The organism is Maribacter forsetii DSM 18668 (assembly GCF_000744105.1).
GTDB lineage: Bacteria > Bacteroidota > Bacteroidia > Flavobacteriales > Flavobacteriaceae > Maribacter > Maribacter forsetii.
This window is the reverse complement of record NZ_JQLH01000001.1, coordinates 2,734,250-2,758,310: the sequence shown is the minus strand read 5'-3', so window position 1 is coordinate 2,758,310 and position 24,061 is coordinate 2,734,250. Positions and strand designations below refer to the sequence as shown.

The following is a 24,061-nucleotide window of genomic DNA, read 5'->3' as shown; positions in this document are numbered from 1 at the left end:
ATGGCGAACTTTATTAATGTAATATTACCAATTCCGTTAGAGAAAAGTTTTACGTATAGTATAACTGCTGAAGAGGCGGCATTACTGCAACCTGGAATGCGTGTAGCAGTGCCTTTTGGTAAATCAAAGATATATACCGGTGTAGTTCAGAGTATTCATCAGAATCCGCCAGAAGTCTACGAGGCAAAGGAAATTCACCAATTATTAGACGATTATCCAATTGTAAACCCAACTCAGTTAAAACATTGGGAATGGATAGCGTCCTATTATATGTGTTCGTTAGGAGAAGTGGTACGCAGTGCACTTCCTAGTGCTTTTCTATTAGAGAGCGAAACTTTGGTTCTAAGGAATAGGGAAAACGAAATAGATGAAAACGAACTTTTAGATGATGAGTTTTTGGTGTTCGAAGCTTTGCAACATCAAACTATATTAAAAGTTCAAGAAGTTTCCGCTATAATAGAGCGTAAAAATGTGCTGCCAATTCTTAAGCGATTATTAGAGAAAAAAGTAATTGTATTAAAAGAGGAAGTTTACGAACAATACAAGCCAAAGTTGGTTAGGTATGTGAAATTAGGTGCAGAACATACTTCCGACGAAAAACTAGAAGAACTTTTAAAAACATTGACCAGGGCGCCAAAGCAAAGTCAAGTTGTACTTTCTTTATTTCAGTTACAGGGTAAAAGTCAACATCCAATCAAGATTTCTGAGCTTGAAGCGTCTAGTAATACCTCTAAATCAGTCATAAAGTCATTGGTAGATAAGGGTATTTTAGAAGAATATTACATAAAGACCGATCGGGTCAATTATGATGGTGAAGCAGATAATTCTGAAACCAAAGAATTAAATGAATATCAAAAGACTGCACTTGTAGATATTAAATCTTCATTTGAAACCGGAAAAGTCACTTTGTTAAAAGGAGTAACATCTTCTGGTAAGACCGAAGTTTATGTAAAGCTGATAGAAGAATGTTTGGAAAAAGGTTTGCAGGTATTATATCTGTTGCCTGAAATAGCCTTGACCACACAGTTGATCAGTAGACTGCAAGAGTATTTTGGTGAAAAAATCGCTATTTACCATTCTAAGTATAATGTACAAGAACGTGTAGAAGTTTGGCAAAATGTTTTGCAAGCAAAACCTAAAGCCCAATTAGTTATTGGGGCTAGATCGGCAATGTACTTGCCGTTTAGTAAGTTGGGGTTGGTCATTGTAGATGAAGAGCATGAGAGTTCTTTTAAGCAATTTGATCCTGCGCCAAGATATCATGCAAGAGATGCGGCAATTGTTTTAGGGCATCTACATAAGGCAAATATACTGCTAGGTTCGGCAACACCAAGTGTAGAAAGTTATTACAATGTGCAGACAGGTAAATATGGCTATGCAGAAATAACCAGGCGTTATGGTAATGTGCTTATGCCAGAAATGGAACTGGTAGATATTAAAGAAGCTTCTAGAAAAAGAAAGATGAAAGGTCATTTCTCTGAACGTCTATTTATGGAAATGGAAGAGACGTTAAGGGAAGGTGCACAAATCATACTTTTTCAGAATAGAAGGGGTTTTGCTCCATTAATGGAGTGTTTAACATGTGGTCATACCCCACAATGCCCAAATTGCGATGTTAGTTTAACCTATCATCAATATAGAAAACAATTACGTTGCCACTACTGTGGTCATCATACGGCATTGCCAGAAATTTGTTTTGCATGTGGTAGTCCAGAATTGGATACCAAAGGTTTTGGTACTGAACAAATAGAGAAAGAAGTATCTGGATTATTTCCCGAAGCTAAAGTAGGTAGAATGGATTTAGATACTACGCGAGGTAAACACGGTTACGAAAAGATAATTACCGCTTTTGAACAGCAAGAATTGGATATTTTGGTAGGTACCCAAATGGTAACTAAAGGGCTGGATTTTAGAAACGTGAATTTGGTGGGTGTAATGAATGCCGATTCACTTTTGAATTTCCCAGATTATCGTGCTCATGAAAGAACCTATCAATTATTGACCCAAGTATCGGGTAGGGCAGGGCGCACCAAGAAAAGAGGTCGTGTAATTATTCAGACCTATAATCCGTATCATCAAATATTAAAACAAGTAACCACCGGTGATTATGAGGGTATGTATACAGAACAATTGTATGAAAGGGAGCAGTTTAAATATCCTCCGGTAAATAGAATTATCAAAGTTACATTTAAACATAAAAATTACAATATTCTAAATGAAGCTGCAGATTGGTTTGCAGGTGCATTACGTACTAATTTTGGAGGAACCGTATTAGGACCAGAATACCCGCCAGTGGCAAGAATTAGAAATCAATATTTAAAACATATTGTAATCAAAGTTCAAAAAGCACATTCCCTTGCACAAACAAAAGCGAATATTAGACGAATAGAAAAATCGTTTAAAGCCGTGGCAATGTATAGAAGTGTTAGGGTCGTATATAATGTAGACCATATATAAACTAAAAAAGACCGCTAATTAGCGGTCTTTTTTGAAAGTAAAATTATACCATATATTATACGTTACTTAGCGCTTCGGCTAGTTCTGTCTTTTTATTTCTACTTAGAGGTATTGATCTACCGCTAACTTCAACATTCTTACTGTTGAATTTTTCAACCTTTTCTAGGTTAATGATATATGATTTGTGAATTCTTAAAAACTTATCTTCTGGCAGTTGCTTTTCAAAAGATTTCATTGTTGATAAGATTACGATATTAGCTTCGTCAGTTACTAATTTTATATAGTCACCAAGTGCTTCGATCCACTTAATATCATTCAAGATAACCTTTCTTTTCTTTAGGTTACTCTTTACAAAAATATGCTCTTCGTCTTCATTGACTCTGTGCAGTTGTTCGTAATTTGCTACAGCTCTTTTAACAGATGCGTCAAAACGTGCCATGGTAATCGGTTTATGTAAATAATCCGTTACATCATAGTCAAATGCTTTAAGTGCATAATCTGGTTTACCGGTAATCAAAATTACCTGAGGACTGTTTTCTAGGGACTCCAGTAGGTCGAATCCTGTAATGATTGGCATTTCAACATCAAGAAAAATAAGATCTATCTCATGGTTCTTGATTCCGTTTTTAGCCTCGATAGCATTACTGTATTCAGCTACCATAGTCAAATTCGGATGATTGTTTACCAACTTGGCAACGGCCATCCTTTGCATGGATGATTCGTCAACGATGATACTTCTTAACTTCATAAGGGTTGATTTGTGGGGTTAAATCATCGACAAAGAACCGAAAAAACATGCTGAACTGCAATAAAAGATGTGAACAATGCACTGTTGATCGTGTATTTGGTAATGATATAATATTTAAGATTTGGATTAATTTTTAATGTTGTTACCATTCAATAACGAAGAATATTCGCATTTCTTATAATTATTTTAAAAAAATATCTATTTTTGCACTCCTTAAAAACAAATATAATATGAACCATTACGAAACTGTTTTCATTTTGAATCCCGTTCTATCTGATGTTCAGATAGAGGAAACAGTTAAGAAATTCGAAGATTTCTTAATTAACAATGGCGCCAAAATGGTAGCTAAAGAGAACTGGGGGCTAAAGAAGTTAGCTTATCCTATTCAAAACAAAAAAAGTGGATTTTACCACTTGTTTGAATTTACTAACTCTGGTGAGGTAGTTACACCTTACGAGCAAGAGTTTAGAAGAGATGAACGTGTTATGCGTTTCTTGACCGTTAAATTGGACAAGCACGCAATTGCATGGGCAGAAAAAAGAAGAACAAGAAACAAAACCGCTAAAGCTTAAGTATTATGGCAACATTACAACAACAGGCAAAAGGAAAAAAAGATGGAGAGATCAGATATCTTACTCCATTAAACATTGAAACCAACACTAAGAAGAAGTATTGTCGTTTTAAAAAATCTGGTATTAAGTACGTAGATTATAAAGATGCTGATTTTTTATTGAAGTTGGTAAACGAGCAAGGTAAATTGTTACCTAGAAGACTTACAGGAACTTCATTGAAGTATCAAAGAAAAGTGGCACAAGCCGTAAAGAGAGCTCGTCATTTGGCGTTAATGCCATATGTTGCTGATTTATTAAAATAATAAGAAAAGAATCATGGAGCTTATATTAAAAGAAGACGTACAAAATTTAGGTTTTAAAGACGACGTAGTAAATGTTAAGAACGGTTACGGAAGAAATTTCCTTATACCACAAGGCTTAGCTACTATGGCTACTGTTTCTGCTAAAAAAGTTTTAGCTGAGAACTTAAAGCAAAGAGCACATAAAGATAAAAAAGTTGTTGATGCTGCTAAGAAAGTAGAAGAAGCATTAAAAGCTTTAGAATTAAAAATCACTGCAAAGACTGGTGCAGCCGATAAATTATTCGGTTCTGTTACTAATGGTGATTTGGCTGATGCAATTGAAAAAGAAGGTCATTCAATTGACAAAAAATTCATTAGTATTCAAGGTGGTGCAGTTAAAAGAACTGGACCTTACAATGCACAAATTAGATTACACCGTGAGGTGATTGTTGATTTTGGTTTCGAAGTAGTTGCGGAACAGAAATAATTAACTATCTAAGTTGATAAATTTAAAAGAGCTATGCGTGCATAGCTCTTTTTTTATTGGTATGTTTGTTAAAGAACTCATAAATAACTCAAAACCAATAAAAATGAAAAACAACTTGTTTTTTCAATTGCTGTTGCTGCTTTTTGTAAGTGCAACCTATGGTCAAGTTACTACCTCTAATATTAGAGGTTTGGTAATGGATGATCAAGATCAATCACTATTTGGCGCTAATATTGTCGCTATTCACACCCCAACAGGAACAAAATATGGATCAATTACCAATGAAGATGGTAGATTCAACCTTTTAAACCTTCGTGTTGGTGGTCCTTACACGGTTGAAATTTCTTATGTAGGCTTTAAGCCTTATTTGCTTACGGATGTAAATTTATCTTTAGGTCAAACGTTCAATGTTGATGTTAAGTTGGCGAGTGAAAGTCAGGCATTAGACGAGGTTACGGTTGTTTCTGATCGTTCAGGTACTTTTAGTAGCGATAGAACAGGTGCAGAAACTAGTGTAGGTAGAAGAGAATTAACAAGATTACCGACTATTTCACGTTCAGCACAAGATTTTACACGTTTAGAGCCTACCGCTAGTGGTAATTCTTTTGGAGGTAGAAATGACCAGTTCAACAACTTTTCATTGGATGGAGCAATTTTCAACAACCCATTTGGTTTAGATGCTGCTACACCAGGAGGTCAGACAAATTCGCAACCAATATCATTAGATGCCATTGAGCAAATTCAGGTTTCTACGGCACCCTATGATGTTACTCAATCAGGATTTACAGGAGCTTCTGTAAATGCTGTTACTAAAAGTGGTTCTAATGAATTTCACGGTACGGTGTATGGTTTTTTCAGAAATGAAGATATGACCGGTGGTAAAATTAAAGGTGATGACATCGTTAAGCCTAAATTGGATCAAAGTCAGTACGGAGTTAGTATCGGCGGACCAATTGTAAAAAACAAATTATTTTTCTTTGCCAACTTTGAAAGAGATGAACGTACAGATTTAGGTACAAATGGCTGGGTGCCAAACACCGGTTCTGGAGCAATTAATGAATCTAGGGTTTTAGAAAGCGATTTAATCGCGGTTAGAGATCAGCTTTTAGCGGTTGGTTATGATCCTGGTGCTTATACAGGATATACGCATGATGCAGAATCTACCAAAGGTCTTTTAAAGTTAGATTGGAATATTAATGATAACAATCGTTTGGCTGTTATTTATAACTTTTTGAAATCTTCACAAGAGAAACCTGCACACCCAACGGCAATACAATTTAGAGGTCCTAATGCAAACACATTACAGTTTCAGAATTCAGGATATGAAATAAATAATGACCTAAAGTCTATTCAAGTTGAATTGAACTCGACCTTATCGGAAACGGCTTCAAACAAGTTACAAGTAGGATATACCCACTTTGACGATTATAGAAACCCGTTTTCTACACCCGCACCTTCAATTAATATAGCTAAAGACGGGTCTAATTATATAATTGCTGGGCATGAGCCTTTTTCTGCGCATAATAGATTGGATCAAAAGGTATTTCAGATAACGAACAATCTTAATTTCTATAAAGGTGATCATACATATACCGTAGGTTTCTCATTAGAGAAGTTTATGTTCGATAATTCTTTTAATCTAACAGCTTACGGATTTTCAAAATTTGGAAGCGTAGATATTGCGGATTTTGATGCAACTACCTATGATTTTGCTGGTCCACAAGCAACATTTAATGCAAATAATGCAGTTCCAGATGGTGAAGGTTGGGCATTGGCAGAAACTAATGTGGGTCAATTAGCTTTTTATGTTCAAGATGAATGGAATGTAAATGAGAAATTCAAATTAACATATGGTGTTCGTTTTGATAAGCCTTTGTTCTTTGACTCTGCAGAAAAAGCACAAGATGTTATTGATAGAGGTTTTGTTATAGCTGATCAGCCATACCAAAATCCTAATACAGGGGAAACTGTATTTATAGATAACACGCAAATGCCTTCTAACGATTGGTTGATATCTCCAAGAGTTGGTTTTAACTATGATGTTTATGATGATAAATCATTTCAATTGCGTGGTGGTTCTGGTCTGTTTACCGGTCGTTTCCCATTCGTATGGTTAGGAAATCAGATTTCTTCTCCAGACGTATTTTTCTTGCAGGCTGTTGATCCAGATTATAAGTTTCCACAAGTATGGAGAACAAACTTAGGCGCAGATAAGCGTTTAGATAATGGTATGGTGCTTACGGCAGATGTATCGTATACTAAAGATATTAATGGTCCTCATGTGCAGAATTGGGCATTAACGTCGCCTTCTTCTAACTTGGCAGGAGTAGATAATAGAGCAATTTATACCTCGAACGATTTATTGAATTCTGAAGGATTTGGAGCTGGACCTTTTGTATTTACAAACTCTAATAAAGGTAGAATTTGGAATGCATCTTTAAAAGCTCAGAAAAACTTCAGCAATGGTTTGTATACTATGTTGGCGTATAGTTATTTAGATGCTAAAGATGTGAATTCAATTGAAGCAGAGATAACATCAGATGCTTTTGCAGGTAACCCAATTATCAATGATGCCAATGCAGATGTACTAGCGCCATCAAAATATGGAGATAAGCATAGATTCATTGGTGTAGCTAGTAAAAACTGGCAATACGGTAAATGGGCTACTACACTTTCTACGTTCTTTGAATATGCTCAAGGTGGTAGATTCAACTATACTTATGGTGGAGATATTAATGGTGACGGTTCTGGTATCAATGACCTAATTTATGTGCCTACATCTGCAGAAATAGGACAAATGCAATTTTCAGGTGCTGGTCAAGGAACAGCTTTTGATGCGTACATTGCTCAAGACGATTACTTAAGTGGTCGCAGAGGTCAATATGCAGAGCGTTACGGAGCTTTAGCGCCATGGAGAGGGCGTTGGGACGTTAAGTTCTTACAAGATTATAAAATCACTGTATCTGAAGGTAAAACCAATACCATTCAATTTAGTGTAGATGTGTTGAACATAGGTAACTTGATCAGTTCTGATTGGGGCTTGGTACAACAACCTAACGCAGTACAACCTATTGGTGTATCTGTAGATTCGGATACAAACGTACCTACGTATACGTTTAGTTCTGATTTAACAGAAACTTTTGGGTACGATGCTAGTTTATTATCTAGATGGCAAGCACAAGTAGGATTGAGATATATCTTCTAAGTTTTTAAAATTAAGTTGTAAAAGCCCTAACAAATATGTTGGGGCTTTTTATTTTTGCAAAATGAAATATACGAGGCTAACAAAAGAACAATTAGAAGAGTTGCATCCAGAATTTATTAATTTTCTGGCAACACAATCTATAACTGGCGATGAGTGGGATACTATAAAAAAGGATAAACCAGAAGTAGCGGAGGAAGAGTTAGATGTTTTTAGCGATTTGGTATGGGAAGGAGTGCTGACTAAAGTTTCTTATTTAGAGAATATTTCAGACAAGCAAATGCACCTATTTCATTTAACCGAAAAAGAAATGAAATTGATATCGGTAAAAGTGATGAATCCTGAAATTGACTTAACTACGCCAATAGGTTTTGACTGGTTCAAGAGAAATTGGCAATCAGATTTCGTAGAATATTTGACCGCTGCAAAAGCTTATACTGATGATAAAAATGTAGACAAGTTTTTGTTACTTCAGCAAGGAGCGGTTATAACAAAAGGAGAATTGTATAAATGGTTCGAAAAAATAATCGTTACCAAATAAAACAATAATAATCTAGTATTCATACTATAGGAATATTGTCTTAGTTATTTGAAGGCTATATTTGTAATACAATAAAAAATTAATGGCACAGAAACCATCCATACCAAAAGGAACCCGCGATTTTAATCCATCAGAAATTGCAAAGCGTAATTATATATTTGACATCATTAAAAGAAACTTTCAAACGTATGGCTTTCAGCCTATTGAAACCCCTTCTTTTGAGAATTCAGATACGTTATTGGGTAAATATGGAGAAGAAGGTGATCGATTGATTTTTAAGATTTTGAATTCCGGAGATTTTCTTAGAAAGGTAGATGATGCTACTTATGCGGACAAAAATTCAAACAGTATTGCTCCAAAAATTACAGAAAAAGCCTTGCGGTATGATTTAACCGTTCCCTTTGCACGGTACGTAGTAATGCACCAAAACGAGTTGGATTTCCCTTTTAAGCGTTATCAAATTCAACCCGTTTGGAGAGCGGATAGACCTCAAAAAGGTCGGTTTAGAGAATTTTTTCAATGCGATGCTGATGTAGTGGGGTCAGATTCCTTATTACAAGAGGTGGAATTGATTCAGTTATATGATGCCGTATTTTCCGATTTAAAATTGGAAGGGGCAACCATAAAAATGAACAATAGAAAAATATTAGCAGGTATAGCAGAAGTTATAGGAGCTAAAGATTTACTTATAGATTTTACCGTTGCTTTAGATAAGTTAGATAAAATAGGGGAGGACGGAGTTAAAAAAGAAATGCTTGCTAAGGGGATTTCTGAGGAAGCAATTGAAAAGGCATCTCCATTATTTTTACCTCAAGGAAGTAACGATGAGCAATTAGAGCGTTTAGATGCCTTATTGAAAGATTCTGAAGAAGGTAAAAAAGGCTTGGAAGAACTTCGTTTTATTTTAGAAACCATAGCTGTTTTAGGCTTGCAATCCGCTAATTTATCTATAGATGTTACTCTTGCACGCGGGCTTAATTATTACACAGGAGCTATTTTTGAGGTTGCAGCGCCAGAAGGTGTGAAAATGGGGTCTATAGGTGGTGGCGGTCGCTATGATGACCTTACCGGTATTTTTGGTTTGAAGAACGTAAGTGGAGTAGGAATATCGTTTGGTCTAGATCGTATTTATTTGGTTTTAGAAGATTTAGGGCTCTTCCCAGAGGCAATTGACCAATCTCTACAAGTATTGTGTGTCAATTTTGGAGATAAAGAAGCTATGGCAGCCTTAAAACTGGTAAGTCAATTACGTAAGCAAGGTGTTAAAGCCGATATTTATCCTTCTAGTGCCAAGATGCAAAAACAAATGAAATATGCCAATAATCGTAATGTACCTTATGTAGTTTTGATTGGGGAACAAGAGTTGGATGAGAATTCATTCGTTGTAAAAAACATGAAAGAAGGTACACAAGAAAAGTATAGTTTAAACAAAGTTGCAGACTTTGTAAATTACTTGAGCTAACTACTTTAAAATCAGATAAAAGTTTACTGAGTCATTTTTGATTATATTTGGTTAACCAATTTGGTTGTGCAATTCTACATTGTATAATTGATATAGGATTAAATCAAAATTAAATCAAGTTTTATAATTACAACATCATGACGAACAGTAACAAATTATCTGGAAAAAATATACTCATAACAGCCGGTGCTCAAGGAATTGGAGAGGCAATTACCAAGCATTTTATTGATAGCGGTGCCAATGTTGCTATTCATTATTTTTCTAGTTCAGATACTGCAAATGAATTGGTAAAGTACGCGACCGATAAGGATTTAAAAGCAATTGCAATATCTGGGGATTTAACCAAAGAAGAAGATGCAAATGCATTAGTTGAAAAAACGGTTGAAGCTTTAGGCGGTCTAAATATTCTTGTAAATAATGCCGGGTCTTTAGTGGCTAGAAAGTTACTAAGCGAAATGGAAGCAGAATTTTGGCACAAGGTGATGGATATTAATTTGACTTCAATGATGTTCGTTACACGAGCAGCAGCACCATATTTGGCAAAGAATGAAAATAGTAGCATTGTTAATTTGGCATCTTTAGCTGGGCGTAAAGGCGGTCACCCTGGATCATTGGTGTACTCTACAAGTAAAGGAGCTATTTTAACCTATACAAGGGCACTTGCATCAGAATTGGGGCCTCAGGGAACAAGAGTTAATGCGGTTGCACCAGGACTAATCTTAGGCACCTCATTTCACAATACACATACCACTAAAGAATCTGCAGCAGAAACTACAAAAGGTATTCCTATTCAAAGAGCCGGTAATGCAGATGATGTTGCCAGAGCTGTGTTGTATTTAGCCTCTGAATATGATGGCTTTATTACTGGAGCTACGCTTGATATAAATGGCGGAGTTTACAACATGTAATATTCGATAAAATCATTGTAAAACTAGTCGCTTTAGGGTGACTAGTTTTTAATTCTAATACTTCTTAAAATATAATTATGCTTAAGACTCCGGTTATTCATCCTACAATTATGGAAGCGCTTGGGCGCTCAGGTCATTTTGCACAAGTGGTTATTGCAGATGGTAATTTACCTGTTGGTGCAATGACAGGTCCTAATTCAACAACGGTTCATTTAAACTTTCGCCCTGGATTGTTAGATGCACTCACTGTGTTAGAAGGTATATTAGAAGTTTGTCCTGTACAAGGTGCTATAGTAATGGAAAAGCCTGCGGAAGCCAATGCAGAAATTCATGATGCCTATAAAAATTTGTTGGGAGATGTGACTTGGGATAAAATGGAACGTTGGGCTTTTTATGATAAAATTAGAGATGAAAATACCACGCTGATTATTCAAACAGGTGAACAACGACGTTTCGCTAATTTAATTTTAACTGTTGGCGTTGTAAAAATGGCTGAAGAATCGGGTTTTTAAATGCACTTTTTTAAAGAAGAATGTAAAGGCTACACGTTGTTGTTTTTACTGGATATTTCTTTAAGTATAGTCTTATAATAAGAAATATCATGAGGAACATAATTGTATTTTGAAGTGTCCTTCATTGCTTTGCTAAATTGTTTTATCGACTCTAGTTTTAATGCCTCAACTTCACTGTCCTGTTTTTGAAGTGCACTAAAAGGTAATTTTAGCTTAGTTATAAATGTATGATGAAATTCGTAATCCTTTAATATTTCAGAATGCTTTTTTACGGATTTGAAAATGCCTATTTTTTCTAAATCAGAAGGTAAAATTGTCAAACCTATTTCTTCTTGTACTTCACGTAATGCAGATGTTATGATGCCCTCTCCAGCCCCAATATGTCCAGCAACGGATACATCCCACAGTAACGGATATACATCTTTGTCTTTACCACGTTGCTGCACTAGAATATTTCCATCCGAAGTATAAAACCAAATATGAACGGTTTGATGAAACCAGCCTTTTTTGTGTGCTTCAGACTTCATGGCGGTGGTATTGGTCATGTTACCTTCAGCATCAAGAATGTCTATTAATTCATCCATAGAAATAAAAAAATCCCTCCGGTTAAAGAGGGATTATATAAATTTAATCGAAGTAGCTAAAAGTTTCTCCGTCTTTAATTGTTAAGAGTGTTTCGTAGATTAAACGAATTACATTTTCAACATCGTCTTTATGAACTGTTTCTACCGTTGTGTGCATGTAGCGTAGCGGCAAAGAAATCAATGCAGAAGCAACTCCGCCATTACTATAGGCAAAAGCATCAGTATCTGTACCTGTGGATCTAGAAGCGGCCATTCTTTGAAATGGTATCTTATTATCTTCAGCTGTTTTAATGATACGTTCGCGCAACTTGTTTTGAACTGCAGGCGCATAAGAAATTACAGGACCAGCACCAATTTCTGTATGACCTTGTACCTCTTTTTTAATCATAGGTGTGGTGGTATCATGACAAACATCTGTTACAATGGCAACATTTGGCTTAATAGTCTGTGTAATCATTTCTGCACCACGTAAACCTATTTCTTCCTGTACAGAATTTGTTATATAAAGTCCAAATGGCAACTCAACTTTATTCTCATGCAATAAACGAGCAACTTCGGCAATCATGAATCCGCCAGCTCTGTTGTCAATTGCCCTGCATACATACTTGTCTTTGTTAAGAATTTGAAACTCGTCTGGGTAAGTGATAACACAACCTACGTGAACCCCAAGCTTTTCTACTTCTTCTTTATTTGTGGCGCCAACATCAACCGTAATATTTTCGATTTTAGGAGTTTCTTCCTTATCTCCTTTACGGGTATGGATAGCAGGCCAGCCAAATATACCCTTTACAATTCCTTTAGTTGTATGGATATTTACCCATTTAGACGGTGCTATTTGATGATCACTACCACCATTTCTAATGACATGAATTAAACCGTTATCTGTGATATAGTTTACATACCAAGAAATTTCATCAGAATGTCCTTCAATAACTACTTTATATTTAGCATCAGGGTTTATAACGCCCACTGCTGTGCCATATGTATCGGTAATAAATGTATCTACATAAGGTTTAAGGTAGTCCATCCATATTTTTTGCCCTTCCCACTCATATCCAGTTGGGGCAGCATTATTCAGGTATTTTTCAAAGAAGTCTTCAGACTTTTTAGTAATTATTTTTTTATTTGCCATCAAAATAAGTTTAGAATACAAACTTAAGAATATTAGCGTTGTATTAGTAATAACCTTCTTTAATAATCGTTAATTTTGGCAGGACTTTTGTTAAGCCTATGGTAATGAAATATAACTTTTTACTTCTTTTTTTACTATTCAGCGGCATATTTATATGTAATGCCCAGGTTGAAGAACAGGAACTTGATTCCATTACGGAAAAGATGATTATTGTTGCTGGTGATTCTTTGGTTCAAAGTTCAATAGCCTTGCAAGAAGCTTATGTATTTGGTAAACTTAAATTCTCATCTTACGACGAAAAATTACGGTATTACATTTTACGTAGAAAAACGCAAAAAGTATATCCGTATGCAAAAATGGCGGCAGAGCGTTTGGTAGAGTTGAACGATAGTTTGTCGAATATGAAGAACAATCGTAAACGTAAAAAGTATACTAAAAAAGTACAGAAATTTATTGAAGAGGAGTTTTCTGAAGAGTTGAAAAAATTAACGCGTACAGAGGGTCAAATTTTAGTTAAACTAATTTATAGGCAAACAGGTACTACGGCTTTTGATTTGGTAAAGGATTTAAGAAACGGATGGCGTGCATTTTGGTACAATACCACGGCAAAGCTTTTTAGTATTAGTATCAAAGAAGAATTTCACCCAGATCTGATTGAGGAAGATTACCTAATTGAAGATATTTTACAACGTGCTTTCTCTAAAGGTAAATTAGAGCGGCAAGAAACTGTTTTAGATTACGACTATGATAAGTTGTATAATAAGTGGAAGAGAACTACCAAAATACCTAAGGATTAAGATGATTTTGGTTTCTTTCCGAACATTGAGTCCATTATTGTAATAATACCTTTAAAACCTGTTCTAACTGCAAAGAATGCTAGGATTATCCCAATTATACAAACGGGCCAAAATAAAAAGTGTTCTTGATTTTTAAATGCCTGCCATAATACAATAGGCGCCGTAAACATTAGAACTACGGTAATCGCCAATTTTTTTAAACCTGTAACCAGTAAATCTTTATCAGTTCGTCTCATTTTCTGTTATGGTTATACTGTCTTTATATTCTTCTACAATTGCAAAGTAACCTAATGCATAATTATCTGTATTATCAACATTATCAATATCGGTAATATTTATAATATTACCACGAACGGTAGCTGCCGGCGTTTGAAAAGGACCTTGGTCACCCCCGGACTGTACTATAACTTGGTTCATATAATTATAAAAAGGCTCGTCTACGCCAATAAGACTAACATCTACTACAGAGCTGGTGTTTACTTGAAGTTCATTGTCATAGAAATAAGAGAATACAAATGTCTGCCCTTGGTAAAATTCATCTTCCGTCACTAAAAATTCTCCAAAATCTAAATCTAATAGGTAAAAATCGTCACTATCTCCGGGATCGGTAAATGTTACGATAACTTCTGTTTCGTCACCTGAAAAAAGAGTTTCATCACCTTGCTCTAAAGAGTCTATTGGTACCGATTTTACATAAGTGGTAGTAGCTAAGTATTGCTCAGTATCTGTAGTGATCATCAGTTGAAAAACATCACCTTCATTGATATTACCAACCCTAATTCTTTGGTCGCTATCAAATGATGGGTCCGGAACCCATTTTCCGCTTCCAGGTTCAACTTCCGCTAAATTAGATACTCCGCCACCTTCCAAAATTTCTGGAGCATCTTCTCTGGGAGTGCCGTAATAAATGATAGCGCTTTTAATGGTTGCAACTGTATTTTCTTCAAAGAAAGAACTACTCTCTGAAACCACTATTTCAATTGGTAGGTATTCTTCATTTTCATTAACTCTGATTACCCCGTTAACAATGAGTCTACTAACATTATCTGGTAGCTCAACATCAACAACATCTTCGCATGATGCAAAGATTGTTATTATCAGTATACATATTAAATAGCGTTTCATAGCTTATAATTTAAAATTGTAGGTAACAGCGGGTACAATGCCGAATATAGATGTACGGACCGCTTCGTTTACACCTGTGTCATCATTCTGTCTAAAGCTAATAGAAGCAGCATTTCTTCTATTATAGACATTGTATAGGCTGAAAACCCATTCTCCTTTTATTTTTCTGGTTTTATTCTTTCTAGGAGTTAATGTGGCCGAAAGGTCTAGACGATTATATGCCGGTAATCGCTGTGTATTTCTAAGACCGTAATATGGTACGGTTAAGTTTTGAAACTGAAATTGACCGATTGGATAGTTGGTAGGTTGCCCGGTTTGGTAGGTGAAATTACCGCTAAAATTCCATTTGTCATTTGCATCAAAGCTTATGAACATAGAGATATCGTGGGTTTTGTCATATGGAGTGTTGTACCAATTTCCAAAATTTATCCCAGTTTCAATATTGCTACGACCATTATCTGTAGAAGATGTTCTTCCTGGTGTTCGCTGCTCTGATTTAGATAAAGTATATGCTAACCAGCCTTGAAGTTTACCTTCGTTTTTCCGTAGTAAAACTTCTAGTCCGTAGGCTCTTGCTTCACCATTTAAAATTACCTGTTCAATGGCATTGTTGGCAATTAAATTAGCGCCATCTATATAATCTATTCTGTTTTGAACGTCCTTATAGAAAACCTCTGTTTCAAAAGAATAATCCCCTTCGTTTATATTTTTAAAATATCCCAAGGCATATTGATCTAGCAACTGTGGTTTTGTAAAAGGTCCGCTAGGCGTCCATACATCTAAAGGAGTAGGGGAGCTTGTATTCGATAATAAGTGTAAATATTGAGCCAATCTTGTATAGCTAGCTTTAATGGAGCTGGTCTCGTTTAATGTGTATGATAAAGATGCTCTTGGTTCAAAATTACTGAAGTTGGATAATGTGGTTCCTTTACCGGGATTAATAACATCAATAGGTTCGGCTTCCTTATAAATTAATAACAAAGGGTCAAATTCAACAGGGTTGTTATTTGCGTATACATTTAACTCATCCTGACCCAGTCGCATGAAATGGCTAAAGCGTAATCCATAGCCTAGACTTAGATTGTCCGTTACTCTGTGTTCAAAATCTACATAGGCAGCAAATTCATTAGCATATTTTTGGATGAGCTGTTCTTCGATAATTCCTGACTCGGCGTTACTGGGCTCAATTTTTCCGGGGTTGAATTGATAGTACACGTTATTAACACCGTAGTTTACTTGTAATTTATCTGTAGCATAGTGTTTAAGGTCATATTTTATATTGAAATTTCTAATACCGGAATTCCAATTAAAACCTACAAAATCTAATTTTAGTCCGTAATAGTAATCAGAGTAAATTAAAGATAGGTTAGAGAAAAGTTTATCGGAAAATAAATGGTTCCATCTAAAGTTACCTACGGTATTGCCGTACGTGTTAACGAAACTATCATTAATCCCAAAAACATCGCGACCAAAATATCCGGACAGAAAAATATTATTCTTATCGTTTAATCTATAGTTTAACTTTGTGTTCAGGTCATAGAAATAGGCAGTGTTGTCCACATCGAAAAGAGGTAGAAAAAGATGCGCGTATGAAGCTCTACCACCAATAAGAAATGCAGCTTTATCCTTTTTTATAGGACCTTCAATTAAAAGTCTACTAGCAACGGCGCCAATACCACCGTTCATTTTAAACTCCTTACTGTTACCTTCTTTTTGAAATATATCTAATACCGATGACACTCTGCCGCCATAACGTGCTGGTATACCACCTTTATAGAGTTTTACATCTTTTATGGCATCGGGATTGAAAACAGAAAAGAATCCGAATAAGTGTGATGAATTAAAGATGATAGCTTCGTCTAACAAGATTAGATTTTGATCAGCTGCCCCTCCACGAACATTAAAGCCAGATGCACCTTCACCGGCATTGGTAACTCCAGGTAATAGCAATATGGATTTGATGACATCGGCTTCGCCAAGAATTACCGGTATTTTCTTTATGGTACCCACAGAAAGCGTGTTAACGCTCATTTGCGGCTTCCTAATATCCATCTTTTCCACATTTTCGGTAACCACTACTTCCTCTAACTGTTCGGCTTCTTCTTGTAATAAAAAATCTATACGTCTATTTTCGGTAAGTTCAATTTCTTTAATAATATCTTCAAAGCCTAAATAGCTAACAAGAACCTTATAAGTACCTTCAGGTAAGGATATAGAATAAAAACCATATTCATTGGTTGTAACACCGGTGCTTAATTCAGGTATGGCAACCGTAACCCCTATAAGTGTTTCGTTACTACTAGATTCGGATATAGAACCACTTAAAGTATATTTTTGTTGGCTCCATGAGGAAAAGGAGAAGCAAAGCAATGAGATAAGAATAGACGGTAAATATCCTTTCATCAATTTTTTTAGTAAAAATACTTAGAAAAAGGGGATACTCCTACAACTAATTAAAAGACAAAAAAAATACCCTTAACAAAAGTTAAGGGTATTATATAAATAAATTTTTAGGGTTAAATGGAGTTTAAAATACCATTTAAAGTTTTACTAGGTCTCATAGCTTCAGCAACAAGAGCAGCGTCTGGCTTGTAATAACCGCCAACATCTTGTTTAGAACCTTGAGCGTCTATTAATTCAGATATAATCTGTTCTTCTTTATCATTGATATCAGCACTTACTTTAGAGAATATAGCTTTTAACTCAGCATTGTCATCTTGTAATGCTAAAGCTTCTGCCCAATATTTAGCTAGAAAGAAGTGGCTGCCTCTAGTATCTATTTCCTTTACTTTTCTTGAAGGAGATTTATCGTTCAATAAAAATTTCTCTGTGGCACTATCTAAAGTGTCGCCAAGAACTTTAGCGGCTGCGTTTGAGTTTTTCTCTCCGTAGAATTCCAATGATACCCCTAGAGCTAAAAATTCACCTAAAGAATCCCATCTAAGATGTCCTTCTTCTAAAAACTGATCTACGTGTTTTGGGGCAGAACCACCAGCACCTGTTTCAAAAAGTCCCCCACCGTTCATTAAAGGTACAATAGAAAGCATTTTTGCACTTGTACCAACCTCTAAAATAGGGAAAAGATCAGTAAGGTAATCACGTAAAACGTTACCCGATACCGATATAGTATCTTTGCCGGCCTTCATTCTTTTTAAAGTAAATTCAGTAGCCTTAATAGGAGACATTATTTGAATATCTAAACCAGCAGTGTCTTCGTTTGCTAAGTAAGTGTTTACTTTTTTGATTAGTTCAGCATCATGAGCTCTATTTTCATCTAACCAGAAAATAGCAGGGTCATTCGTTGCTTTAGCTCTTGATACAGCTAATTTTACCCAGTCTTCAATGGGTGCATCCTTAACTTGGCACATTCTCCAAACATCTCCTGTATTTACAGAATGTTCTATTAAAACCTTACCTGTAGCTATATCAATAACTTGAACTTTCCCGCCTTGTTTTATTTCAAAAGTCTTATCATGAGAACCATATTCTTCAGCCTTTTGAGCCATAAGTCCTACGTTTGGTACCGTACCCATGGTAGTTGGGTCAAAAGCACCATGCTCTTTACAGAAATCTATAGTTGCACTGTATATTCCTGCATAACTACTATCAGGAATAACGGCTTTAGTATCTTGCGCTTTACCTTCTTTGTTCCACATTTGACCAGAGTTTCTGATCATTGCAGGCATTGAGGCATCGATAATGATATCACTAGGAACGTGAAGGTTGGTAATTCCTTTATCAGAATTTACCATAGCTAAATCCGGTCCATTTGCTAAAGCATCATCTAAATCTTTGTTGATGGCATCTTTTTCATTTGCAGGAAGTTTATCGATTTTCTGGTATAAACTAGCTAAACCATCATTAGGACTAACACCTAAAGTGTCAAAAGTGTCTGCATATTTTTCAAAGACAGGTTTTAGAAAAGTTTCTACAACATGACCAAAAATAATTGGATCGGACACTTTCATCATGGTTGCTTTTAAATGCACAGAGAAAAGAACACCTTTATCCTTAGCATCTTTGATTTCTTTCTTTAAGAAATCTAATAAAGCAGTTTTATTCATTACCGTTGCATCGATAATTTCACCCTTAAGCAAGCCAAGGTTGTCTTTAAGTATTGTTTCAGAACCCTCTGAAACTAATTTAATTTGTACAGAAGTGGCATCGCTCAATGTCAATGACTTTTCATTGGCTTGAAAATCGCCATCGCCCATAGTGGCAACATGCGTTTTAGAGCTAGAGCTCCATGCTCCCATACTATGCGGATTTTGCTTTGCGTAGTTTTTTACTGCTCTAGGTGCTCTACGGTCAGAGTTACCTTCACGTAATATCGGGTTTACCGCACTACCTTTAATTTTATCGTATTTCGCCTTAATTCCTTTCTCCTCGTCATTCTTAGGCTCGTCTGGGTAGTTAGGTAGTTTATAACCTTTAGACTGTAATTCTTGAATGGCTTCCTTTAATTGAGGAACAGAAGCACTAATATTAGGTAATTTTATAATGTTTGCTTCTGGCTGTTTAGCCATATTGCCCAATTCTTCCAAATCATTGGTCACTTGTTGTTCTTTCGTTAAAAGCTCGGGGAATGTAGCGGCAATTCTGCCAGCTAAAGAAATATCTTTAGTTTCAATTTCTATTCCTGATGATTTGGTAAATGCTTTAACGATAGGTAAAAAAGACTCTGTTGCCAAAGCTGGCGCCTCGTCTGTTTTAGTGTAAAAAATTTTGGACATGTGCAGTTTGTTTTAATTTAAGCGGAACAAATATACGATATTCTAAAAGTTTTGAAACGTGGAGATGCCTTAATATTTAAGGCTAGGGAAGAAGTTTTGTTAAATAACAAAAGCCATATCAATGTACGCATACAATGATATGGCTTTTTAGAAAAAGCTTACGGACAGTTTGTTCTAATTTTTTATTAGAACGGCAACCCTTGATTGCACCCGCTTTACTAATTCAACGTTGTAAAATGTTTTTCGATTCTCAGGTACGTAACCTGACATCTACACATCATTTCTTTTTTGCCGTCTTTATTGTAAAATAGAAACCTAGTATATAGTTTTTCTATAATTCAATTCATTTTAAGTGCTATAAGCGACAGCTTATAGTCTTAAAAATTACTCCATTCAATATTAATTAAATGTTTAAGTAGAACAGCAATACGTAAGAACGTAAACTTCGTAGTAATTTTAAAATTGGTTTTTTCGTCACTCCAATTTTTCGATTACACTACAATTTACAAAAAAATACAATTCAAATGTAAAATTTATAAATATTTATTAATCAACACTTTATGAACAGGTGTTATTCACTTTTGTTCATAAAAAAAGCACTGTCTCAAAAAATGAAACAGTGCTTAATATTATAATGGAGAGAAATTTATCCTCTTACCTCTTTAATTCTAGCTTTCTTACCAGTTAACTCACGGAAATAGTAAATTCTAGATCTACGTACTTTACCACGTTTATTAACTTCAATTTTTTGTAATGCTGGTAAGTTTACAGGGAAGATACGCTCAACACCTACTGTACCTGACATTTTACGGATAGTAAAAGTTTCTGTTGAACCAGAACCTCTACGTTGTATTACAACTCCTTTAAAGAACTGAGTTCTTGTTTTTTCACCTTCCTTAATTTCGTAGTATACTGTGATTGTATCACCAGCAGAGAATTTTGGAAAATCTTTTTTAGCTACGAACTCGTCTTGTACAAATTTTATTAATGATTCCATTGTCTATTTAATTGGAATTAAATTAAAGCAACATTCACGATTATCGTCAGAGGTTGTTCTAACAGGGTGCAAAAATAATATTTAAATTAAAACCCACAAGTATTTATATGGTTTTTCTTTAATATTAAAAATTGGCTACTCAAGTAAGTCCGGTCGTAGTTTTTCGGTACGCTCGTATGCCTTGTTTTCACGCCACTCTTCAATTTTTCCGAAATTACCGCTTAATAAAACATCTGGGACCTTCATCCCGTCGTATTCAGCAGGTCTAGTGTATACTGGCGGTGCTAAAAGTCCATCCTGAAAGGTATCCGTCAGGGCAGAAGTTTCATCGTTCAATACACCTGGTAGTAATCTAATAATAGAATCGCACAGAACTGCAGCACCTAATTCTCCGCCGGAAAGTACGTAATCTCCTATGGATATTTCTTTAGTGATAAAAGCATCTCTAACACGTTGGTCAACACCTTTATAATGCCCGCAAAGAATTATAATGTTCTCTACCATGGAAAGTGTATTTGCCATTTTCTGATTTAGAGTAGCGCCATCCGGCGTCATGTAGATAACTTCATCATAGTCTCGTTGCGACTTCAATTCGGTAATACACTTGTCTATTGGTTCTATCATTAAAACCATACCTGCGCCGCCGCCAAACTGATAGTCATCAACATTACGGTATTTGGTAGAGGTGTAATCCCTAATATTATGAAAGTGGACTTCAACCAATCCTTTATCAATGGCTCTTTTTAAAATGGAGGCTTCAAACGGGCTGGTAAGTAATTCAGGTAATACGGTAATAATATCTATTCGCATCTTTTAATCTTGCATCATCATTTAACCTGCCAAAAGTAATGAAAAGCATGGTAATCTTTTTCCCATCCTAATTTCTCATATAATTTTTGAGCAGGATTATCAATAGCTGTTTCCAATGCTAGTCCTTTGTAGCTATTCTCTTTGCAAAATTCTTGCGCTTTTAAAAGTAATTGTTCACCAATAGATTTTCCTCTATAATCCGCATGAACAAACAAATCATTTAAAATGAGGGATTCTTGTAGACTTACAGAAGAGAAAGTATAATATAATTGTGTAAAACCTACGGCTTTATTGTTTTCGTATGCTGCAAATATGATGGATTCCTCTTTTGTAATTCTACTTTTTAAAAACTTGGTTGCAGCATCAATATCAGATTCCATTTTATAAAACACTCTATACCCATCAAAAAGAGGTAAGATGTCGTTAATGTCTGCTATTGTAATTCTTTTTATTTGTATCATATCAAAAAAAAAGCTCCATAAAGGAGCTTTTAATTATTTAGTTTTCTTCTGCTTATTTATTTCATCTTGTAGTTGCCTGCTTATTTTTTGCTCTCGCTCTAAAGCTCTTCTTCTATGGTCTTCGTATTCAACTTCTAGTTCAGAAAGGTTTTGTTTTGCCTCTTGTGTTAAAATATTACTATTTCTAAATTTATAGATAAATAAACCTAGCGTTAAAAACAATGCTCCAATTATTGTCCAAAGAACAAAATTATAAGTCCCTTTAGAGACAGGTAGACCTAAAAAAGACATGCTATCTTTTTCTTCGGTAACCGCGCCTAAATTAGTGGTTGTCTCTTCTAATTTTTTATTTAAGGATGTAATTGTAGTCTCATGTTCAGCAATAGTAGATTTTAGCTCGCCTGTTTTTTTATTCATGGCAGCAATAGAATCTAAAACATTCTTTCTAATCTTAAATAGATTAGTTTCTTTAACCACTTCATATCTAACACCGTCTGCCCTATAATTTCCAGAACGCTTAGCAATATAATCGAACTGATTGCTGATCGGACCTTCGTCTAAAGATAATTTATCTTCCTCTTCTTCAGTATCTTGAGCAAATTGTACGTTACTGGCTAAAAGAAAGGCCAGTAATAATAGTATTCGATAAAACTTCATGTAATAGATTCTTAGGTTAATTTGAATAATTTAGAGTTGACTAAAGTACTTTATAATTATTGAATTATAAAAAAAAAGTATAAAGCTTGAACTAGTTTATTTAACTACGTTACTAATTACCAAATAGATGTTTTTTTTATAGCTTTTTAATAATAAGTAAAACGACGTACTTTGGCAATATACTTTGCCAAACGAATAACTTGGTGCGAATAACCATATTCATTGTCATACCATATATAAAGAACAACATTTTTTCCTGAATCCGATACTATAGTTGCCATACTATCATAAATAGATGGGGCAGAAGTACCTATGATATCCGATGACACCAATTCTTTATCTAATGAATATTTGATTTGTTCTACTAAATCACCTTCAAGAGCGTATTTTTTAATCATGCTGTTAACACCTTCAAGGGATGTCTTTTGGTCAACATCAAGATTTAAAATAGCTAAAGAACCATTAGGTACTGGAACGCGAATGGCGTTAGAAGTTAACTTCCCTTTCAAAGATGGTAGCGCTTTTGTAACTGCTTTTCCGGCTCCTGTTTCGGTAATGACCATATTAAGTGCGGCTGCACGACCTCTTCTGTATTTACCATGCATATTGTCCACCAAATTTTGATCGTTCGTATATGCATGAATAGTTTCTAGGTGTCCTTTTTCAATACCTAAAGTTTCTTCAATAGCCTTTAGTATTGGTGTAATGGCATTAGTTGTGCAAGAAGCAGCTGAAAAAATCTCAGTGTCGTCTGGGTCATATTCTAAATGATTAACCCCGTGGACAATATTAGCTACCTCTTTACCTGGTGCTGTTAATAGCACTTTAGATGCTCCTTTAGCTTGTAAATGTCTTTCTAATTGTTCTTTGGTTCTGAAGGCACCGGTGTTATCTATGACCAAAGCATGATTAATACCGTATTCCGTATAATCAATCTCTTCTGGCATGTTTGCGTATATAACATGTACCGTTGTACCGTTAATAATAAGTTTAAGATTGGCGTAGTCAACTTTTACCGTACCATTAAAGATTCCATGAACAGAATCCGTTCTAAGTAAACTAGCTCTTTTTTCAAGATTCTCTATGCTAGGTTTTCCTCTTACTACAATTGCTCTTAATCGTAATTGGTTTCCTTTACCTGTTTTGGACATTAACTCTCTGGCAACTAATCTGCCAATTCGTCCAAATCCGTATAAAACAACATCTTTAGGTTCTATACTTTTAAAATCTTGTGCAGATTGTAATTTGTCTATTACAAAAGATTTAACGTTGTTTAAAATGTTGGTATCAGAATGATATTCATACGTTAATTTACCAATATCAAGTTTAGATGGTGGCAACGACATGTCTGATATTGAACGAAGTATTTCTACCGAATCAAAAATAGATATCGGTTTCTGTACAAATTCACCAGCGTATTCGTGCAAGTGAATAATATCACTTACATTTTTGTCAATAACCTGATTTTTAAAAAGGACAATTTCAATGGATTTATCATACCATAAATCACTCACGATTTTGATAAATTCAGTCGTAGCTTTTCTACGGTCTGCTTGGAATGCCAGCTCTTTTTCAAATGTGGTCTGTGGAGCCAT

At 35.2% G+C, this 24,061-nt stretch carries 22 protein-coding genes; 10 read left to right on the top strand and 12 right to left on the bottom strand.

Translation table 11 applies throughout. The features are described from left to right. On the top strand, positions 1 to 2,457 hold the full coding sequence (gene priA / locus P177_RS11805; protein WP_036158302.1) for a replication restart helicase PriA: 2,457 nt from the start codon (positions 1 to 3) through the stop codon (positions 2,455 to 2,457). A gap of 55 nt (positions 2,458 to 2,512) precedes the next feature. Here priA and P177_RS11800 read toward each other — a convergent pair whose 3' ends face one another. Further along, on the bottom strand, positions 2,513 to 3,205 hold the full coding sequence (locus P177_RS11800; RefSeq protein ID WP_036154982.1) for a LytR/AlgR family response regulator transcription factor: 693 nt from the start codon (positions 3,203 to 3,205) through the stop codon (positions 2,513 to 2,515). A gap of 230 nt (positions 3,206 to 3,435) precedes the next feature. Here P177_RS11800 and rpsF point away from each other — a divergent pair, with 230 nt between their 5' ends. The 8 genes from rpsF (at position 3,436) to P177_RS11760 (ending at position 11,170) form a co-directional block, all read left to right on the top strand. Then, positions 3,436 to 3,777, top strand: a complete 342-nt coding sequence (gene rpsF, locus P177_RS11795) for a 30S ribosomal protein S6 (RefSeq protein ID WP_036154980.1) — start codon at positions 3,436 to 3,438, stop codon at positions 3,775 to 3,777. Positions 3,778 to 3,782: 5 nt separating this feature from the next. Continuing rightward, positions 3,783 to 4,079, top strand: a complete 297-nt coding sequence (gene rpsR / locus P177_RS11790) for a 30S ribosomal protein S18 (RefSeq protein WP_027067300.1) — start codon at positions 3,783 to 3,785, stop codon at positions 4,077 to 4,079. A 13-nt stretch (positions 4,080 to 4,092) separates the two neighbouring features. Next, on the top strand, positions 4,093 to 4,545 hold the full coding sequence (gene rplI / locus P177_RS11785; RefSeq protein ID WP_036154978.1) for a 50S ribosomal protein L9: 453 nt from the start codon (positions 4,093 to 4,095) through the stop codon (positions 4,543 to 4,545). Between the two features lie 103 nt (positions 4,546 to 4,648). Then, positions 4,649 to 7,750, top strand: a complete 3,102-nt coding sequence (locus P177_RS11780) for a TonB-dependent receptor (RefSeq protein WP_036158300.1) — start codon at positions 4,649 to 4,651, stop codon at positions 7,748 to 7,750. Positions 7,751 to 7,811: 61 nt separating this feature from the next. Continuing rightward, positions 7,812 to 8,288, top strand: a complete 477-nt coding sequence (locus P177_RS11775) for a DUF6495 family protein (protein ID WP_036154976.1) — start codon at positions 7,812 to 7,814, stop codon at positions 8,286 to 8,288. Between the two features lie 82 nt (positions 8,289 to 8,370). Beyond that, complete coding sequence (gene hisS / locus P177_RS11770) at positions 8,371 to 9,750, top strand: histidine--tRNA ligase (protein WP_036154974.1); 1,380 nt, start codon at positions 8,371 to 8,373, stop codon at positions 9,748 to 9,750. 137 nt (positions 9,751 to 9,887) lie between these two features. Then, complete coding sequence (locus tag P177_RS11765; RefSeq protein ID WP_036154972.1) at positions 9,888 to 10,658, top strand: SDR family NAD(P)-dependent oxidoreductase; 771 nt, start codon at positions 9,888 to 9,890, stop codon at positions 10,656 to 10,658. Between the two features lie 77 nt (positions 10,659 to 10,735). Then, positions 10,736 to 11,170, top strand: coding sequence for an RbsD/FucU domain-containing protein (locus tag P177_RS11760; protein ID WP_036154970.1), 435 nt, complete (start codon positions 10,736 to 10,738; stop codon positions 11,168 to 11,170). 29 nt (positions 11,171 to 11,199) lie between these two features. Here P177_RS11760 and P177_RS11755 read toward each other — a convergent pair whose 3' ends face one another. Both P177_RS11755 and P177_RS11750 read right to left on the bottom strand, forming a co-directional pair. Continuing rightward, positions 11,200 to 11,754, bottom strand: coding sequence for an NUDIX hydrolase (locus P177_RS11755; protein ID WP_036154968.1), 555 nt, complete (start codon positions 11,752 to 11,754; stop codon positions 11,200 to 11,202). A 43-nt stretch (positions 11,755 to 11,797) separates the two neighbouring features. Beyond that, a complete protein-coding gene (locus tag P177_RS11750) occupies positions 11,798 to 12,886 on the bottom strand; it encodes a M42 family metallopeptidase (protein WP_036154965.1) in 1,089 nt (362 codons plus the stop codon). Positions 12,887 to 12,990: 104 nt separating this feature from the next. On the opposite strand from P177_RS11750, the gene P177_RS11745 reads away from it, so the two are divergent. Next, positions 12,991 to 13,683 carry a DUF4294 domain-containing protein gene (locus P177_RS11745; RefSeq protein ID WP_036158297.1) on the top strand — a complete coding sequence of 231 codons (693 nt, stop codon included), beginning with the start codon at positions 12,991 to 12,993 and terminating at the stop codon, positions 13,681 to 13,683. On the opposite strand, the gene P177_RS11740 is transcribed toward P177_RS11745, so the two are convergent. The 9 genes from P177_RS11740 to P177_RS11700 all read right to left on the bottom strand — a co-directional run bounded on the left by P177_RS11740 (position 13,680) and on the right by P177_RS11700 (position 24,061). Further along, complete coding sequence (locus P177_RS11740) at positions 13,680 to 13,919, bottom strand: DUF6095 family protein (RefSeq protein ID WP_036154963.1); 240 nt, start codon at positions 13,917 to 13,919, stop codon at positions 13,680 to 13,682. The two genes, P177_RS11745 and P177_RS11740, sit on opposite strands and share 4 nt — an antisense overlap. Continuing rightward, entirely contained in the window at positions 13,906 to 14,808 is a 903-nt protein-coding gene (locus tag P177_RS11735) for a DUF4249 domain-containing protein (protein WP_036154961.1), read from the bottom strand. The genes P177_RS11740 and P177_RS11735 overlap by 14 nt, the downstream gene beginning before the upstream one ends. Positions 14,809 to 14,811: 3 nt before the next feature. Beyond that, positions 14,812 to 17,211, bottom strand: a complete 2,400-nt coding sequence (locus P177_RS11730) for a TonB-dependent receptor (RefSeq protein WP_036154959.1) — start codon at positions 17,209 to 17,211, stop codon at positions 14,812 to 14,814. A 113-nt stretch (positions 17,212 to 17,324) separates the two neighbouring features. Next, positions 17,325 to 19,541, bottom strand: coding sequence for an NADP-dependent isocitrate dehydrogenase (locus tag P177_RS11725; protein ID WP_036154957.1), 2,217 nt, complete (start codon positions 19,539 to 19,541; stop codon positions 17,325 to 17,327). Positions 19,542 to 20,187: 646 nt separating this feature from the next. Then, a complete protein-coding gene (gene rplS, locus P177_RS11720) occupies positions 20,188 to 20,538 on the bottom strand; it encodes a 50S ribosomal protein L19 (protein ID WP_036154956.1) in 351 nt (116 codons plus the stop codon). Between the two features lie 135 nt (positions 20,539 to 20,673). After that, positions 20,674 to 21,348 carry a tRNA (guanosine(37)-N1)-methyltransferase TrmD gene (gene trmD, locus P177_RS11715; protein ID WP_036154955.1) on the bottom strand — a complete coding sequence of 225 codons (675 nt, stop codon included), beginning with the start codon at positions 21,346 to 21,348 and terminating at the stop codon, positions 20,674 to 20,676. Positions 21,349 to 21,365: 17 nt separating this feature from the next. Further along, the gene (locus P177_RS11710; protein ID WP_036154954.1) at positions 21,366 to 21,809 is read right to left on the bottom strand and encodes a GNAT family N-acetyltransferase; all 444 of its coding nucleotides are present in this window, start codon (positions 21,807 to 21,809) and stop codon (positions 21,366 to 21,368) included. A 33-nt stretch (positions 21,810 to 21,842) separates the two neighbouring features. Further along, a complete protein-coding gene (locus P177_RS11705) occupies positions 21,843 to 22,466 on the bottom strand; it encodes a hypothetical protein (protein ID WP_036154953.1) in 624 nt (207 codons plus the stop codon). Positions 22,467 to 22,612: 146 nt separating this feature from the next. Then, entirely contained in the window at positions 22,613 to 24,061 is a 1,449-nt protein-coding gene (locus P177_RS11700) for a glyceraldehyde-3-phosphate dehydrogenase (RefSeq protein ID WP_036154952.1), read from the bottom strand.